Annotated in this window: 14 protein-coding genes; 5 read left to right on the top strand and 9 right to left on the bottom strand. The window is 44.6% G+C overall.

Going from position 1 to position 16457, the window contains the following annotated elements:
• The 4 genes from SWOO_RS03425 to SWOO_RS03410 all read right to left on the bottom strand — a co-directional run bounded on the left by SWOO_RS03425 (position 1) and on the right by SWOO_RS03410 (position 4250).
• On the bottom strand, positions 1–1326 hold the full coding sequence (locus tag SWOO_RS03425; RefSeq protein WP_012323309.1) for an efflux RND transporter periplasmic adaptor subunit: 1326 nt from the start codon (positions 1324–1326) through the stop codon (positions 1–3).
• Positions 1326–2687, bottom strand: a complete 1362-nt coding sequence (locus SWOO_RS03420) for a TolC family protein (RefSeq protein ID WP_012323308.1) — start codon at positions 2685–2687, stop codon at positions 1326–1328. Before SWOO_RS03420 ends, SWOO_RS03425 begins: the two co-directional genes overlap by 1 nt.
• A gap of 217 nt (positions 2688–2904) precedes the next feature.
• Positions 2905–3294: a hypothetical protein gene (locus SWOO_RS03415; protein WP_195742848.1), complete on the bottom strand. Its 390-nt coding sequence runs from the start codon at positions 3292–3294 to the stop codon at positions 2905–2907.
• 176 nt (positions 3295–3470) lie between these two features.
• Complete coding sequence (locus SWOO_RS03410; RefSeq protein ID WP_012323306.1) at positions 3471–4250, bottom strand: tetratricopeptide repeat protein; 780 nt, start codon at positions 4248–4250, stop codon at positions 3471–3473.
• 449 nt (positions 4251–4699) lie between these two features.
• On the opposite strand from SWOO_RS03410, the gene crp reads away from it, so the two are divergent.
• From crp to SWOO_RS03390, 4 genes are all read left to right on the top strand, one after another.
• Positions 4700–5335 (top strand): cAMP-activated global transcriptional regulator CRP, encoded by a 636-nt coding sequence (gene crp, locus SWOO_RS03405; protein WP_012323305.1) that lies wholly within the window; start codon positions 4700–4702, stop codon positions 5333–5335.
• 82 nt (positions 5336–5417) lie between these two features.
• Positions 5418–5747, top strand: a complete 330-nt coding sequence (locus SWOO_RS03400) for a PepSY domain-containing protein (RefSeq protein WP_012323304.1) — start codon at positions 5418–5420, stop codon at positions 5745–5747.
• A gap of 47 nt (positions 5748–5794) precedes the next feature.
• A complete protein-coding gene (locus tag SWOO_RS03395) occupies positions 5795–6469 on the top strand; it encodes a response regulator (RefSeq protein WP_012323303.1) in 675 nt (224 codons plus the stop codon).
• Positions 6466–7791: an ATP-binding protein gene (locus SWOO_RS03390; RefSeq protein ID WP_012323302.1), complete on the top strand. Its 1326-nt coding sequence runs from the start codon at positions 6466–6468 to the stop codon at positions 7789–7791. Before SWOO_RS03395 ends, SWOO_RS03390 begins: the two co-directional genes overlap by 4 nt.
• A 54-nt stretch (positions 7792–7845) precedes the next feature.
• Here the strand turns inward: SWOO_RS03390 and SWOO_RS03385 are convergent, their stop codons facing one another.
• The 5 genes from SWOO_RS03385 to SWOO_RS03365 form a co-directional block, all read right to left on the bottom strand.
• Positions 7846–8643: a DUF1338 domain-containing protein gene (locus SWOO_RS03385; RefSeq protein ID WP_012323301.1), complete on the bottom strand. Its 798-nt coding sequence runs from the start codon at positions 8641–8643 to the stop codon at positions 7846–7848.
• Positions 8644–8841: 198 nt separating this feature from the next.
• Positions 8842–10302 carry a succinylglutamate-semialdehyde dehydrogenase gene (gene astD, locus SWOO_RS03380; RefSeq protein ID WP_012323300.1) on the bottom strand — a complete coding sequence of 487 codons (1461 nt, stop codon included), beginning with the start codon at positions 10300–10302 and terminating at the stop codon, positions 8842–8844.
• A gap of 9 nt (positions 10303–10311) precedes the next feature.
• A complete protein-coding gene (gene astA, locus SWOO_RS03375; RefSeq protein ID WP_012323299.1) occupies positions 10312–11331 on the bottom strand; it encodes an arginine N-succinyltransferase in 1020 nt (339 codons plus the stop codon).
• Between the two features lie 139 nt (positions 11332–11470).
• Positions 11471–12688, bottom strand: a complete 1218-nt coding sequence (locus tag SWOO_RS03370; protein ID WP_012323298.1) for an aspartate aminotransferase family protein — start codon at positions 12686–12688, stop codon at positions 11471–11473.
• 523 nt (positions 12689–13211) lie between these two features.
• Entirely contained in the window at positions 13212–14354 is a 1143-nt protein-coding gene (locus SWOO_RS03365; RefSeq protein ID WP_012323297.1) for an HDOD domain-containing protein, read from the bottom strand.
• A gap of 299 nt (positions 14355–14653) precedes the next feature.
• On the opposite strand from SWOO_RS03365, the gene SWOO_RS03360 reads away from it, so the two are divergent.
• Positions 14654–16288 (top strand): cation:proton antiporter family protein, encoded by a 1635-nt coding sequence (locus tag SWOO_RS03360; protein WP_012323296.1) that lies wholly within the window; start codon positions 14654–14656, stop codon positions 16286–16288.
• Positions 16289–16457: the final 169 nt, after the last annotated feature.

Genomic DNA, 16457 nt, shown 5'->3' with positions numbered 1-16457 from the left:
CTAGTGCACATGTTTAGCGGCATTTTTCATAATATCCGCCTTTAATAGATAACTATTTTCAACAACATATTCGCTGTTATGCTCCAGCCCAGCTAACACTTCGGTATAGATGCCATCGCTCTCACCTAAGGTCAGCAGGCGCACCTCAAAGGTATTGCCATGCTTAACAAATACAGCGGGCTTATCCATAAAGGTCTGCAGCGCATCGACGCGCACGGCTAGAGGCACCCGCTTACTGCTGGTCTCAATGGCAGCTTGAATATGCATGCCGGGACGCCAATGACCATGGTCATTCTCAATCACAGCGCGAACACGAGCAATATGCCCGCCAGTCATATTGGGGGCGATATAGCTAATTGTGCTACTGGCTACAGCGCTATTGTGCTGATTACTATACTGATCATTTGACCGTTCACTAGAGCTGACTTCATCGCTGTGATCGTCAAGGATGCTCACCTTTTGCCCCAGCGACAACTTATCTATGCTTTTAGGGAAAGCTGACAGATCTATCCACACAGATGAGAGGTCGCTGATACGAACAAGGGCTCTGTTATAGGTGCTGTCTCCTAAACTAAGAAGCTGCTCAGTCACTTGACCTGCAGCAGGGCTTTTAACCTGATAACTTTGCAGCGTGCCAGAGTTACGTACCGTTGCGATCACTTGGCCTTTCTCAACTCTCTCACCAATACTCACATGCAGCTGTTCAATCACACCAGTGTAAGGCGCGGTAACGCTAAACTGCTTATCGGTAATAGGGGCAACAATGCCAAACAGGGTATCGGTAAACAGTAACTCCTGCTCACTGGCTTGAGCCGTTTTCACTCCCGATAGCTTTAGCAGACGGTCATTGATCTCGGTGCGACCGGTATAATTGTCATAATGCCAATCATAGGATTGCCCCTTAAAGCCAGCATGAACCTCAACTTCAAAAGAGTGAGGCTCCGCAATACTTGTAGTGCTGACGAGATAGTCACCTTCAGCAGTAAAGTTAACGGTGTCAGTTTTTCCCCCGAGACGATTTAACAGCAGTTCAAGCTTAATATCCTCAGGCTTTACAGCCTGCTCTTTGTAGTAGGCATATACCCTCATCTCTGGCGGGATCCCCGACTCAACCATGGTCACCTCAATCTCAAACTCCCCATTGTGGAGTAGACGACCACCATGGGGGCCTTCTGGAACATGCTCCTCTTCCTCCTCATGTCCATGCCCATGATCGCCACTTGCCCATGCAAGGTTTGTCGGTTGCAGCGCAGTGAAACTGATTGCTGTAAAAGTAAACACTGTCGCCATCAATACCGATGAGAGCTTTTTAACGTTAAGATCCATTAGTGATTCTCCTGCGCCATCATAGGCTCAGTATTTAAAAAAGAGTGGGATAGTTGGCGTTGATGAGCAGCGCTCATCGATTGGCCAGTGATGCGCTCAAGCTCAAGTTTTTGCAGGTAAACAGCCGTTTTAGCCTCAATAAGCTCACGCTTAATATTCTGCAGCTCAGATTGCGCATCGGCCAGCTGCAGAACATTGGCTTGCCCGGTTTGATAAGCGAGCTCAGTCTCTTTTAGTAGTCGCTGAGCTAAAGGTTGCAGCTCCTTTTGGAGCAACTCAGCCTGACGAGCACTGTTGACCATGCTCTGATGGACCTCAAGTAGAGTAAGCTTAAGCTGACCTCGCACTAGCTTTTGCTGCTCCATCGCCAGACTTTCATTAGCCTTGGCCGCTAAGATATTGCCCTGATTTGGGTTAGAGAGAGGAATAGGCATTGAGAAATTAAACATCAATGCAGCATCGTCAAAGCCATCATAGCTGCGTATTCCCATGCCTAAAGTGATATCGTATTGAGCCTTTGACTCTTCAACACGGCGCTTGGCATACATGAGCCGCTCAACACTCAATAGCTGCAAATATTGTGGTGCAGTTTCTATAGCGTTAAGCACATCTGCTGCACTCGGTAACTCAGTTAAACTAGCAAGCTCCCCCTCTGCACGATCAAAATGTGCCTCACCCGCCCAGTTGGCTGCTAGCCTTTGCTTAGCAACCTGAATATCACCCTCAAGTTGCTGCTGTGCTGAACGAGCTCGCATTAATCTCAGCGCCATCTTAGTCACATCGGCCTTAGCCACTGCGCCAGCCTTGGCCCGCAGCTCTATCGCCTTTAATGCCTTCTGCTCTATTTGAATGCCTTGCTGGTTCCACTCAAGCAGAGCTTGAAAACGCAGCAGCTGATAGTAGCTCAGAGTAGCCTGAGATAAGACTTCCAGACGAAGCAACTCATATTCAGCCAGACTCTGACGCTTTGAGGCGTGGGCAAAATCGATCCGTCTCTGGCGCTTATCACCGAGTTCAATTAACTGACTCAGGCCTAAGCTTACCTCGGCATTCTCCACGCCTTGTTTATCACCGGTTCCAAGCAGATTTTCAAGCTCGACAGACAGCTTAGGATTAGGTGTGATCCCCGCCTGCAGCGTGAGCGCTTCACTCACCCTTAACTCATAGGGAAAACTCTGTAGTTGAGGGTTGGAGAGTAAGGTTTTCTCCAACACCCATGGCAAGGTTATTGTTTTGTCACTTGCCGACTCAGAGGTGACAGCTGCAACCCCTTTCATTGGCAATAACACAAGGGTACAGGCACTCGCAATCATCAGCCCACCTTTACAGGCAAGCAGTGCGCTCTCTAGATATCTCTTCACGAGAATGAACTCCAGTTAACAAGCCTACACCTGAACTTGATAAGGATATGAGCAAGTTAGCTCTTGAAACCTTACGCTCACAGATATAGACAATTTGACTAAGTCTCAGCCCTTCAGTGCAAACCAACAGATAGTTCAACTATCAAAATTCAGGATGCCTTGAAACATAGAGCCGAAACTCAACCACAAAATTAGGAAAATATGGGGTTAACTGAACTCACCCGTGAGGTGGAGGTATAGGAGGTGCGTAACTTCGATTTTGATAGTGTACAGCAAACAGATAGTTATCTTGGCTGTGGTTGAGGTGGTTAAAAAAGCTTAGTTCCATTGGAGGATGACATGAAGTATGAAAGTCATCATCATGTTCATCTTGCTCTGTTGCCGTTCGTGCATGGCCACATACGTGTCCCTGTTGATGACAACAAGACTCCTGCTCTCCATCACTCGACGTCATCGATATCTGCTGACTCTCTTGAGAGGTTTGCTCATTGATATGGATATCTGATGCGACACAGGTAGGAAAAAGTTGCGATACAAAAACCACCAGTAGAAGCACTAGTGTCAAGTTAGACTGCATGATCCGTGTTGATGTTTTCGTACTGAGCAAGCTTGGATTCCAATAACGAAGGTGAAATAAACTAAGGCGCTATTAAACCAGAGTCAGATTTTCAATTCTAGAGAAAAAGAACAATATTCATCTTGAGGTGGCAAGAAATGATATAAGCGTGAGCCAGATAGCAAAAGAGCCCCTCTGGAAAGCGCTCTTTTACTCATCGGTATTATCTAATCACTGAGTGGTACTTTTTCACGAAATGGTTTGTTCTGCTCATAAGTTTGCAAGCGCAGCTCAAACTCATCAGAGCGATCAACTTGCTCACTTAACTTTAAGGCATGAATCGCTTTCTGTTGGGTTACAATTGCCGAACTAAAGTCACCTATCTCAGCGTAAGCCGCGGCGAGATTATCTAAATTGGTCGGATCTTCTTGATTGGCTTTCACTAGACTTTGAGCAAGCTCCAATGCCCTATCGCCGTTTCGATATTTAGCTTCTGGACAGGTAGATAAAATCCAAGCCACGTTACCAAGCGAGACCTCATCACCAACTGCACTAAAGTGTTTAACCGCTTTACCACAGTTACGTTGAACACCTTCACCACCGGCAGCATAGATAAATCCGAGTCGGAATTCGGCCCATTTACTGCCCTGCTCACTGAGACTGAGATACCAGCGCTCGGCAACCGCCAGATCTCGAGCAATAATATTGCCCTCAAAGGAGAGGTCTGCAATGGTTTGCTGCGCCTTTACGTGCCCCTGCTCAGCAGCCAAAGTAACCCACTTTATTCCCAAGGGCTGATCTTGTGCGACAAAACGCCCTGAGAGGTACATCAAGCCCAACAGAAACTGCGCTTCTTGTTCACCCTGCGTTGCTTTAAGCTCAATATGAGCCAGTTTACTTGCAGCTTCAGCAGTAGCGGGTTGTGGAATTGAAAAAGCATGCGCAGCAGTGCTCATTACCGAGGTAATGACAAATCCAGCACCTATGATTAACGGATGAAATTTCACACACAACTCCTATTGAACATTACAGACTTAAGGATATCGGGTTAAAGCACATCGGGTTTGATGACAAACCGAGAGCTTGTTTACAAAATAAAAATAAAATCATGACAAAACAAGTCTTTTTTCACATTAGACTAAGATTTACTGGTGAAAGCATGGAAATAATGAGTTTATTCACATGAGTAAGACAGATAAAACACACACAAGTTCGAACGTAAAACCGAATAAGATGTGATTAACTCAGCATTGTTACGTCATTCAGCCTATCTTTGTCCGTTATTAGTTGACTTATATCACTAATGTATCAAAATAATCGCAAAAATAGATAGCATGTTAGCTAAATTCATTTTGTCTAAATTTAGACCTCCATCTAGGTTTTACGGACTTAATTGACGTAAACTGCTTATTTAGCATATTCTTGTATTTCATTTAAACAGTCGAGGAACATAGGCATGGCTCTGATTGGTAAGCCGAAACCAGATCCTACTTTGGAATGGTTTTTATCACACTGTCACATTCATAAGTATCCAGCCAAAAGCACTTTGATCCACGCTGGTGAAGAGTCAGATACTCTTTACTATATCGTCAAAGGCTCAGTCGCTGTTTTAATCAAAGATGAAGAGGGTAAGGAGATGATCCTTTCTTACCTGAATCAGGGCGACTTTATTGGTGAACTTGGTTTGTTCGAAGAGCAAGCTGAGCGTACAGCCTGGGTTCGCGCTAAACAACCTTGTGAAATTGCTGAGATCTCTTACAAGAAATTTAAGCAGTTGATCCAAGTAAACCCTGAAATTTTGATGAAACTGTCTTCTCAGATGGCTTACCGTCTACACAGCACAAGTCAGAAAGTCGGCGATCTTGCCTTCCTTGATGTTGCAGGAAGAATTGCCCAGACCTTATTACATCTGGCCAAACAGCCTGATGCGATGACCCACCCAGACGGCATGCAGATTAAGATCACTCGTCAAGAGATAGGTCAAATCGTTGGCTGTTCACGTGAAACGGTTGGTCGTATTCTTAAGATGCTTGAAGAACAAAACTTGATCCAAGCACACGGTAAAACAATCGTAGTTTACGGAACTCGCTAAGCTAACATTCAGTTAGATTTAAGATAGCTTCGATAAAGTGGCCTGAGATTATCTCAGGCCATTTTTTTTGGAGACAATGCTAATGACAAGAGCTCAATTTTCTGGCTTATTAGCTCTTGCGATCACACTAACCACAACCGCATCTGCAATCGAACTTGAGCACAACCAAGCCAAGCAGCTGGTTAGCACAGGAAAGATACTCTCTCTTGATGTGACCTTAGCGAAGACTCAATCTTTCTGTTTTGGTAAACTAATCGATGCCCACCTCTATCAAGAGGAAGGAAAATGGCGTTATGATTTGCAAATTAAGACACAACGTGGCCAAATCATAGATCTAAGTCTGGATGCCAGCACCGGACAACCTAATCCTTACCTATCATTGCCTAGTGAATGCCGCGCTTTAGAGAAATAACCTCAAGCTAAGCTAACCTCAATGGTACTTTTTACAGACAGGTTCCTATGAAACTATTGCTCGTAGAAGATAATGCATTACTTGTTGAAGAGTTAGAGAAGCAGTTAAAACAGGCCGGATACGTCACAGACGTGACCGATAAAGCATCGGAAGCTGATTACCTGCTGAAAGAGACAAACTATGATTGTGTCATCTTAGATATCGGCCTTCCCGACGGTAATGGCTTGGAGCTCCTCAGCCGCTGGCGTAATCAGGGCATACACACGCCAGTTATCATGCTCACAGCAAGAAGCCAGTGGCATGAAAAAGTGGAAGGCTTTAATGCTGGGGCAGATGATTACCTCGGCAAGCCGTTCCATACTCAGGAGCTATTAGTTCGTATTAACGCACTGATACAGAGAGCTCACGGCAAGGCAAACTCCCCTTCGAAAGAGTTAAGTTATGCCGGTATTACCCTAGATGAAGATCAGCAATCAGTAATGGTCCAAGAGGAGAAGTTTGAACTTACTGCTATGGAGTTCAGACTGCTAAAGATATTTATCATGTCGCCTAAAAAGCTACTCTCTAAAGCGCAACTCACCGATAAACTTTACCAGTTTGACGATGAGAAAGAGAGTAACGTGGTTGAGGTCTATGTTACCCACCTGCGTAAAAAACTCGGTAAAACAAGCATTGAGACACGTCGCGGCCAAGGGTATATCTTTCATGGCATAAAAGAATGATATCGATAAAGACTAAACTCAGCCTCTGGTTAACGGGTTTAGTCATCTTATCTACCGCCGTAGGGATCGTCTTTTTCGAGTCAATGCTTCGCCAAGCCTTCCATGATTCAATCATTGCCAGATTGCAGGAAGATATTGAGCAGGTGATGCTGGCGACTCACCTTAATGATGAACAGTTCAGTATCGATCAAAGCCAGCTTTCTGGTTTCTATAAACCTGTTTTCTCTGGACGTTATTACCAACTTAATCTGGCTGATCTTGAGATCCGCTCTCGCTCATTATGGGACCAAAGACTCAATATTGAGATGTTACCACTTGGCGAAACCCGAGTATGGCAAGCCAAAGGACCTCTTAACCATGACATACAGCTGCTCTCCATCGGCCTAAAGTCCGAATCGACTGGTCTCGATGCCACCTTAACTGTGGCCCAAGACTTAAGTATTGGACGGAAAGTATTTACCCAGATATATGGCACCAAACTCGGGGTTAACTTAGCCATGTTACTCACGATGATCATGGGGATCTTCTTAGTCATAAGGCAATCTTTCAAGCCAGTTAACCAGATACAGGATGTGCTTGCACGCCTGCGAGAGGGTGAGATCACTTCAATTGAGGTCAGTAAAATTCCCTCAGAGCTACGTCCCTTAGCCGCCACTTACAATGACCTACTGGATTACTCAGGTAAGCAGATAGAGCGCAGCCGTAATAACTTAGGTAACTTAAGTCATGGCCTTAAAACCCCATTAGCGGTAATGCAGCAGCAAGTCGAAGCCCTAGGACTTAAGGATCCCGACTCAGCTATTGCCCTGCAAAGTCAACTGGATCTAGTGCATAAGATGATCGAGAGAAAGCTCGCAGCGGCCAGAATCACAGGCGATATGTTACCCGCAGCTCAGATGCAGATCCCTAAAGATATTGAAGATCTCAGTAAAACCTTAAGCAAGGTGCATTTTAATAAGCAGATCATCTGCAGTTTTGATATTCCCGATACCATCAGTAGGCTCCCCATACACAGAGAAGATGGCATGGAGCTTATCGGAAACCTACTCGATAATGCTCACAAGTGGGCTAAAGAGAGGGTTGAGGTGAGTGTCACGAATGAAGCCTCTGGTATCAGCTTAGTAATTGAAGATGATGGGCCTGGTGTTGCCGATGATGAACTCTGCCTGCTAACAAACCGAGGTAAAAGGCTAGATGAAGCCACCATGGGTCACGGGCTCGGACTCTCAATTGTCAAAGATATCGCCGAGCAGTATGAGATAAAACTCGCCTTCACCAAAAGCATGAAGTTAGGCGGACTGAGAATAAAGCTGGATTTTTAACGACAAGCTCGAAAAGGCCGTCACGTTAGACGGCCCTTTTGATCTGATATCAGATTAACTCGCGTTGGTGCTTTCAAATATCTTATCAGCAGAGGCAGCAACAAAACCTGTATAAAGCTCACCGTCGGCCTTAGGATAACGCAGTGCAAACTCATAGAAGCAGCTTGGGATCGACTTCTGTACATCTTTAAAATCAACCTCAATCTTATCAGCCATAGTCGAAGACTGCTCAAGCAGCACATCGGCAGATCCTTTTACTTCACCACCGGCTGAGTTCAAGATGAAATCACCTTTCTTCAAAGTTTCATTCACATCTAAAATAGTTGAATAACCAGGAAGATGATTAATTGAAACAGTGAAATGGTTCGCACGGTAACCAAATGCAGCAACCCAAGCCGCGTACTCACTCTCAGCAAGCAATGTTTCGTAGGTAGTGAAATCAAGCTCCCAATGACGGCCAGAGTAGAGGAAATTATCAGCGGTAGTCGCTGCAACATCGATCTGATCGACTAGACCCTTCAGTATGCTTTGTAGTTGCGGGCTAAACTCTTCAACCATCAACTCGGAGATAAAGACCTTAGGCTGGGTAGGATCTGGGTGCTCGAAATGCTTAGCTTTCAGCTTCTTCGCTTCGAAGTGGTAATCGCCAGAGTCTACATAACCTAAGCTTTCAAAATGAGCGGCTAAAACAGCTAAGTTTACCTTCTCAATATTGAATGTACGCAGCGCGATATGGTCGTTAATAATGGTCTCACCCTGTGAGAGCAGCTGATGAACCTTTCCAGCAGAAGGAGTCATCGCGAGGTAATCACTCCAAAGGGATTCAAATAGCTTGTTAATATCAGTGTGCATCAGTTTATCCTTAACAGCATCGTGTTACTCAGTCATAGCTAAGCTATGCTGTTTTTTTATTTTCACGATATAAGTACAGCGAGAGTAAAGTGGTTTTAACCTATCTAATACCAAAATCTTTATACTAATTGGTATAACTTTCTGTACTGGTTATAAAAAAGGGAGACACTAAGGTCTCCCATCATTTTTTCAAAAAAATTAAATACTTAAACCTGGACTCAGACTCGCAGGCAGGCTTACCGCATCAGCTTCAACAGAAGCAACTGGGTATGCACAGTAATCAGCAGCATAAAATGCGCTCGCTCTGTGGTTACCCGATGCGCCAACACCACCAAATGGAGCTGCACCAGATGCGCCTGTGATCTGCTTATTCCAGTTAACAATGCCCGCGCGAATACGCGCTAGGAAGTACTCGTAGTCATCACGGCTATCAGCAAGAATACCAGCTGATAGGCCATAACGAGTCTTGTTCGCCAGCTTAATCGCTTCATCAAAATCGGTATAACGCACCACTTGAAGCAGAGGACCGAAGTACTCCTCATCAGGCAGCTCAATCACTTGAGTCACATCAATAAGACCAGGTGAAACTAGCCCAGTGCCCTCTTTTAAATGTGTTAATTCAACCAGTGAGCTACCACCTAGGTTCAGCAAGTTACGCTGAGACTCAACCATGCCTTTAGCAGCTGTTTCTGAGATCATAGAGCCCATAAACGGTTGTGGCTGGCTGTTCCAAGCACCAACTTGAATGCGCTTAACCGCATCGGCAAGCTCTGCAAGTAGTGCATCGCCCTCTGCGCCCTTCTCAACATAGAGACGACGAGCACAAGTACAACGTTGACCAGATGAGATATAAGCCGACTGAATGATGTCATGGACTGCAGCTTTGGTGTCTTTTACACCTTTGATGATAAGTGGGTTATTACCACCCATCTCTAAAGCTAAAATCTTACCTGGTTCACCAGCATACTGCTGATGCAAAATATGGCCAGTACGAGAACTTCCAGTAAAGAACAGACCATCGATCTGCTCATGTGAAGCTAGGGCTTTACCTGTCTCCACTTCACCTTGAACCAAGTTAATCACACCAGCAGGCAGTCCCGCTTTCTCCCAAAGCTTAAGCATCAGCTCAGCCACTTTAGGTGTCAATTCCGATGGTTTGAAAACCACAGTGTTACCCGCAAGCAGAGCAGGAACAATATGACCATTTGGTAAATGACCTGGGAAGTTATAAGGGCCAAACACAGCCACCACACCATGGGGCTTATGACGCAATACAGCACGTCCAGCTGGTGTATCGTTTTCAGAGCTGCCAGTACGCTTATTGTAAGCAGCAACAGAAAGACCAATTTTGCCTATCATGGCGCCAGCTTCAGTGGCGGTTTCCCACTGCGGCTTACCGGTTTCTTGAGCGATCACTTCCGCCATCTCTGCTTTATGCTCTTCAAGCTGAGTTTTATAAGCTTCAACGATAGCCAAACGACCTTCAAAGCCCAGCATAAACCAGTCAAACTGTACTTCACGTGCAGCTTCAACGGCGGTATTAACCTGTTCAGCGGTAGCTGTTTTACTGCTCCAGATAACTTCACTGTTTGCTGGGTTTTTAGATGTCACTTCGTGACCTAGGCCAGCAACCCACTGACCATTAATAAATTGAGTCATTATTTTTTCCTACAAAGCCAAAATACGGATTTGATCACCCTGCTCAAGCAGCAAGCCTGTGGCTAATTCTGGTGATATGACAACCTCATCATTTTCCTCACTGACAAGCAGTTTGGCGGAGGTCGCACGGTAGTTCGCTAATTGTGTATTTGAGATGATATAGCTAGTGTCTGATTCAGGCGGCTCACCTATAGTAACGGTAAGCAAGCGGCTCTCTCTGACACCGCGAATGTCATTGATATTGCACTCAACAGTGGGGCCACCATCAAAGATATCGACATAACCTCGGCACCTGAAGCCTTCAGCCTGCAGCAAGTTCAGCGCGGGGCGGGTATTAGTATGAACTTCACCAATCACCTTTTGCGCATCTTCTGGCAGGAGACATACATAGACAGCATTTTTAGGCATCATCTCAGCCATAAACGCTTTTTGGCCTAAACCTGAAAGGTAATCAGCTTCAACAAAGTCGATCCCAAGGAAATGCTTCTGTAGCCAGTCATAGAAAGGGGAGTTACCCTCTTTATCGCTTTCACCACGCATCTCTGCAATCACTGTTTCACCGAACCTCTCCTTATGTTGAGCAAGGAAAAGAAAACGACTGCGAGATAGCATGCGACCGTTGCTATTTTTACGGTAAGAGCCACGTAAAAATAGAGTACAAAGCTCAGCGGCGCCGGTGTAATCGTGACATAAGGTCAAGGTTTCAACTTCGTTGCGAACCTCAATCTGCTCCGAATGATACACCTCAGTACCTAGCCTGTAGTGGTAGAAGGCATCTTCCATCCCCACAGCAGCCTCAATGCCACATGTACCTACAACTTCACCAGTTTCTGTGTCTTCAAGCACCATGAGATAGCCTTCATCAAAAGGCTTATCCACCTCTTTTAAAAACGAAGCTTCAACTCGGGCTATTTTATTTCTAAGTAGCTCTTCATTGACTGGCAATGACGTAAATCCGTGTCCGGATTCTTCGGCTATTTGATACAGCGCTTCAAAGTCGCTAGATCGGATAGGACGTATTATTAACATCTCTGAGTCTCCTCACTTTCACTCGGCCGCTTAACGTTCCCTGTCTACTAACTATAAGACAAGTAGAGAATCATTAAGGTTCAAGTATTCCCTATGACAAATAAGGGTATCGGTTTTATACCAATACCCTAAATGCCAATTAGGCCGCAACGACTTTAGCTACAGCACGCTCAAAGCGTACTAGACCTTCAGCAATATCTGCTTCAGGAATAACCAGAGATGGAGTAAAACGTATTACGTTTGCACCAGCAACTAAGCTCATTAAGCCTTCGCCTACAGATGCAACAAGGAACTCTTTAGCGCGTCCCTGATACTTATCATTGAGAACAGCGCCCAGTAGCAGCCCCTGTCCACGAACTTCAGCAAACACCTGATGCTTATCGTTGATCTTATTCAGACCGTCACGAAGTAGCTGCTCACGTACCTTAACGCCGTTAAGCACTTCAGGAGTGTTAACCACATCAAGGACAGCATTACCGATAGCACAAGCAAGTGGGTTACCACCATAAGTTGAACCATGAGTGCCTATCTTAAGGTGATCGGCAATCTCTTTGGTAGTCAGCATAGCTGCAATTGGGAATCCGCCGCCAAGTGCCTTAGCCGTTGTCAAAACGTCAGGTACCACGTCACCACGCATATATGCGTATAGCTCACCTAGACGACCAACACCAGTTTGAACTTCATCAAATACTAATAGTGCATTGTGCTTATCACACAAGGCACGAACCGCTTTAAGGAACTCAGGATCGACGTCGATAATTCCGCCTTCGCCTTGAAGTGGCTCCATCATAACAGCGCAGGTAGTATCAGAAATAACAGCTTCTAGTGCCGCAATATCATTGAAAGGAACATGAGTAATGCTCTGTGGCTTAGGACCGAAACCATCAGAATATGCCGCTTGACCACCAACACTAACAGTGAAGAAGGTGCGGCCATGGAAAGCTTTATCGAATGCAATAATTTGATCTTTCTCTGCACCAAACTTATCCATTGCATAACGGCGAACAAGTTTCAATGCAGCTTCGTTGGCTTCAGCGCCTGAGTTAGCAAAGTAAACACGATCAGCAAACGTTGCATCGACTAGTTTAGTCGCTAGCGCTAATGCAGGTTCGTTAGTCATTACATTTGAAAGATGCCAAAGTTTTTCACCTTGCTCCTTCAGTGCGCTCACTAAGGCTGGATGACAGTGACCAAGACAGTTAACCGCAATACCACCAGCAAAATCGATAAACTCATTCCCCTCCTGATCCCAAACTCGGCTTCCCTCTCCACGAACAGGGATAACAGCCGAAGGCGCATAGTTAGGCACCATCACATCATCAAACTGGGCTCTTGTCAGGGTCTTGTTTACGCTCATACCTTCTCATCCTTTATTGTTGTTGATGGCTCTCAAAGCCACTAGGCCCGCCTATTTTCTTTATAATAGCTCACGCTGGCGGTGCTTATTTACATTACTTAAGAGACATTAATAGCGAAAATGTGATCAAAACACCAGTTTCTTACACTCAAATAAGATCAGCAGCACATATTTATTGCATAAAGATTTGAGTTTAAGAATTATACAAGCGTTTATAACGGGGGTTTAGAGCATATTTAGTCATAAAAAAAGTTACTCCAACCCATTTTATTTAAATATTCACCACAAATGCATAGATAACAGTAAAAATGGTCCATTAATGCGAACTTAATCCTAGTTTTTCGCTTTTTGCACATGAAGAGCTTAGTTCAAAACATAAGATAGGAAAGTAAATTAACAAAAGCGCTATATAGATATCGATATCGATAGGGGAATGCCACCCCCTCAATCACAGCCTTGTTCAGCTATCCTACTAAGGCTCTGAAACAAGCAGCTTGAGGTAGCTTGGATAATAGGTAGGAGATTAGATGATATCCAGCTTGCGATAGTTTTGTGCTTTTAACCTGATAATCTCCTGCTCACTCAACTCATAATAATCGAACATGATCCGCTTCTCCTGCACAGAGAGCTCTCTCATCTCCTCCAGTAACACAACCTTAGCGTAACAATTTGCCCGAGCAACGATGGAAGCATTTTCAGAAAGCTCTTTATAGCTAAGATTATTGTCCAGCTCGGCCATCACAGCCCCCATAGCACTATCACTGAAGTTGAGCTGCTCCAACAACTGCCAGTTAAGCCTATCCCCATGCTCTATCACCAACTCATAGACTCTCTGGGAGGGAAACTCAGTTGCCAGAACGGCATCATAGAGCTCTTTGTCTCTACTATTACTCGCCTCTCGCAGCCAAACTCCCCATGTTTCTTCAAATAGTAGTGCACTATTTTTCAATACCACAGATGGCCCTAGCTGACTCAACAAGGTACAGGTATAAACAAAAACACCATCTTTTTCATGTAGCTTAGCCAAAGCTTGTGCTGCAATGGCACTCACCATGGAGTAACGCCACAATTTTCGGGTAGTCCAAAGTAGATTAGCGTGACCAGAAGGCAGCCAATTTCGTAGGCAGAAATAGGGCACAAGTAACTTAATATTCTCAATACCAATAAAATTGAGCACCAGTTTAATGTCGGTTACTTTGACATCAGAGCCTTGAGGACGCCTGTGTCTAAAAGAGGAGCTATTAACGATATTGAGTAGGTCCCTTACTAACCAAGATTCATTGGCAATCAAAGGGCGAAGACGATTAATATCAAGATTGTTACTCTGCAAAAGCTCTAACATCAGCAGCTGTGACTCATTGATCCCAGCACTTTTTATCACAGAATCTGCCGAAGCTAATCTATGGTCAACGGCACAGCTTACGGTATCGATCAACTGTTTGGACACTCGATCGAATATATCTTTAGCTTCTATCTGTTTAGTCAACCTCTCCAATACAGCTTCACGCTCAATGGCTAACTTATTGGCATCATTCTCAAGCTCGGCATCAAGCTCATCAAACATTGAGCTGGATTTTTGCTTTCCTACAATCAACTGTTGATAAAGCCTATGCTCAATCTCAATTACCTTACCAGGTCTCACTCCACCAGCTACCGATATCGCCACGCTCAATCTATCCTCAAATAAAAGCTATAAGTGATAATTTAGCACTATTTCTCAACTAAAATGATAAATTACCGATAAATCACGGCTTAATTCTTATCTCTACTCAACTTAAACACTTTAACTCTCAATAGCTTTAGCCAGTTGCAATCCCAAAAGCACAAATTTCGGCTAAAAATAACCTGCTAATCTCCTATCCCAGAGACCACAAAAAAGATAGCCGAAAAGCATTAATATTTATTTATAATTAATCTAAATCTTATAGAATAATAGGCAGTTAACTTAACCTAGCCAGGAGAGTCATGGAACCCGCCATTCTTATTATTACTTTAGCTTGTGGCATGCTTGTCAGTCGAGTCGGATTGCCACCGCTGATTGGTTACCTTGTTGCGGGCTTTGTGCTGTTTTTATTTGGAATTGACGAATCCAGCCTTCCCCTGCTCGAGCAGCTGGCGGAGTTAGGCGTAACCCTACTGCTTTTTGCAATTGGCTTAAAACTGGATATCAAAAGTCTCTTTAAAGCAGAAGTATGGGCAGGCTCTAGTCTGCACTTAATGGGCTCGATGATCTTCTTTATTCCCCTACTTAAACTACTGGGAATGCTCGGTCTGGAACAATTAACCGGACTCGAGTTTAATCAACTGGCTCTGTTGGCGTTCGCCTTAAGCTTTTCCAGTACTATTTTTGCCGTTAAGATACTGGAAGATAAGGGTGATATGCAGTCACTCTATGGCCGTGTTGCTATCGGTATCTTGATTATGCAAGATATCTTTGCTGTTGCCTTTTTAACTATCTCTAAAGGTGATATTCCCTCTGTTTGGGCCTTTGGTCTGCTACTGCTTCCCTTAGCAAAACCACTTATCTATCGCGCTTTCGATCGCGTTGGTCACGGTGAACTGCTGGTCCTCTTTGGCCTAGTTATGGCCTTAGTATTAGGGGCATGGCTATTTGAAGTGGTCGGATTAAAGCCAGATCTTGGCGCACTGATAATCGGTATTTTATTAGCGGGGCATCCTAAGTCTTCAGAACTGGCTAAATCCCTCTTCTACTTCAAAGAGCTCTTTCTGGTGGCCTTTTTCCTCACAGTAGGACTCAATGGATTACCTAGCTTCTCCGATATCGGGCTCGCCACACTGTTAGTGGTTATAGTGCCTATTAAGATGCTGCTTTTCCTCTACCTACTAACCCACTTTAAGCTCAGATCGCGCACCGCTCTAATGAGTTCATTTAGCTTAGGTAACTACAGTGAGTTCGGCTTAATAGTCGCAGCGGTAGCCACCAGTAAAGGTTGGCTTCCCTCTCAGTGGATGGTTATCCTTGCTGTTGCGCTAAGTATTAGCTTCCTGTTTGCAGCGCCACTGAACGCAGCTTCCAGTAGGCTATACCAAAAATTACAGGGCCGCTTAATTAAGCTTGAAAGACACCCTCTTCATCCGGAAGACAGGCCGATCCCAGTTGGTAACCCTAGGTTCCTTATCTTAGGTATGGGACGGATTGGTAGTGGAGCTTATGATGAACTCAAAGCCAATTTTGATGGCGAAATATTAGGTATTGAACATAAGCAGGATCTAGCTGACTTCCATCAAAGTGAAGGACGTAATGTGGTTCAAGGCGATGCCTCAGATACCGACTTCTGGGAAAAATTAGATCGCGCGCCAAACCTAGAACTTGTTCTGTTAGCTATGCCGCACCATATCGGTAATCAGTTCGCCGTCGAGCAACTTAAGCGCCTTAACTATCAAGGTAAACTCAGCGCCATAGTCCAATATAGTGATGATGCCCAATCTCTACGAGAATCCGGCGTACACAGTATCTATAACCTCTATGAAGCAGCTGGTGCTGGTTTTGTTGAGCATGTTGTAAAAGATCTTCTTGCTGATAGCCAAACTAAAGAGGAAGACACCTCTGAGGTAGTAGAAGTAAAACAGCAAGGATAGCGACAAGAATACACATAAGCCTCCCCTACCGGCTCTCCACCTAAACGAAGGTGGGGAGCAGAAAGTAGTAGTTCAAATCAATATAAAACCACTTTTACTGCCTTAGCAATTAGCAAGAACTCTCTAAAAATGCCTCAAACAACCACTTCTTTATGGGTAATTAGATAAA

The organism is Shewanella woodyi ATCC 51908 (genome assembly GCF_000019525.1).
Taxonomy (GTDB): Bacteria; Pseudomonadota; Gammaproteobacteria; order Enterobacterales; family Shewanellaceae; genus Shewanella; species Shewanella woodyi.
Note: the sequence above shows the minus strand (reverse complement) of the source record. Positions and strands in the feature narration are given on the sequence as shown.

What these genes read in the sequence shown, in the direction of transcription:
- SWOO_RS03370 (WP_012323298.1), bottom strand. Translation starts at nt 12,688, where the DNA reads ATGAGCGTAAACAAGACCCTGACAAGAGCCCAGTTTGATGATGTGATG.
- astD (WP_012323300.1), bottom strand. Translation starts at nt 10,302, where the DNA reads ATGACTCAATTTATTAATGGTCAGTGGGTTGCTGGCCTAGGTCACGAA.
- SWOO_RS03400 (WP_012323304.1), top strand. Translation starts at nt 5,418, where the DNA reads ATGACAAGAGCTCAATTTTCTGGCTTATTAGCTCTTGCGATCACACTA.
- crp (WP_012323305.1), top strand. Translation starts at nt 4,700, where the DNA reads ATGGCTCTGATTGGTAAGCCGAAACCAGATCCTACTTTGGAATGGTTT.
- astA (WP_012323299.1), bottom strand. Translation starts at nt 11,331, where the DNA reads ATGTTAATAATACGTCCTATCCGATCTAGCGACTTTGAAGCGCTGTAT.
- SWOO_RS03425 (WP_012323309.1), bottom strand. Translation starts at nt 1,326, where the DNA reads ATGGATCTTAACGTTAAAAAGCTCTCATCGGTATTGATGGCGACAGTG.
- SWOO_RS03390 (WP_012323302.1), top strand. Translation starts at nt 6,466, where the DNA reads ATGATATCGATAAAGACTAAACTCAGCCTCTGGTTAACGGGTTTAGTC.
- SWOO_RS03395 (WP_012323303.1), top strand. Translation starts at nt 5,795, where the DNA reads ATGAAACTATTGCTCGTAGAAGATAATGCATTACTTGTTGAAGAGTTA.
- SWOO_RS03360 (WP_012323296.1), top strand. Translation starts at nt 14,654, where the DNA reads ATGGAACCCGCCATTCTTATTATTACTTTAGCTTGTGGCATGCTTGTC.
- SWOO_RS03385 (WP_012323301.1), bottom strand. Translation starts at nt 8,643, where the DNA reads ATGCACACTGATATTAACAAGCTATTTGAATCCCTTTGGAGTGATTAC.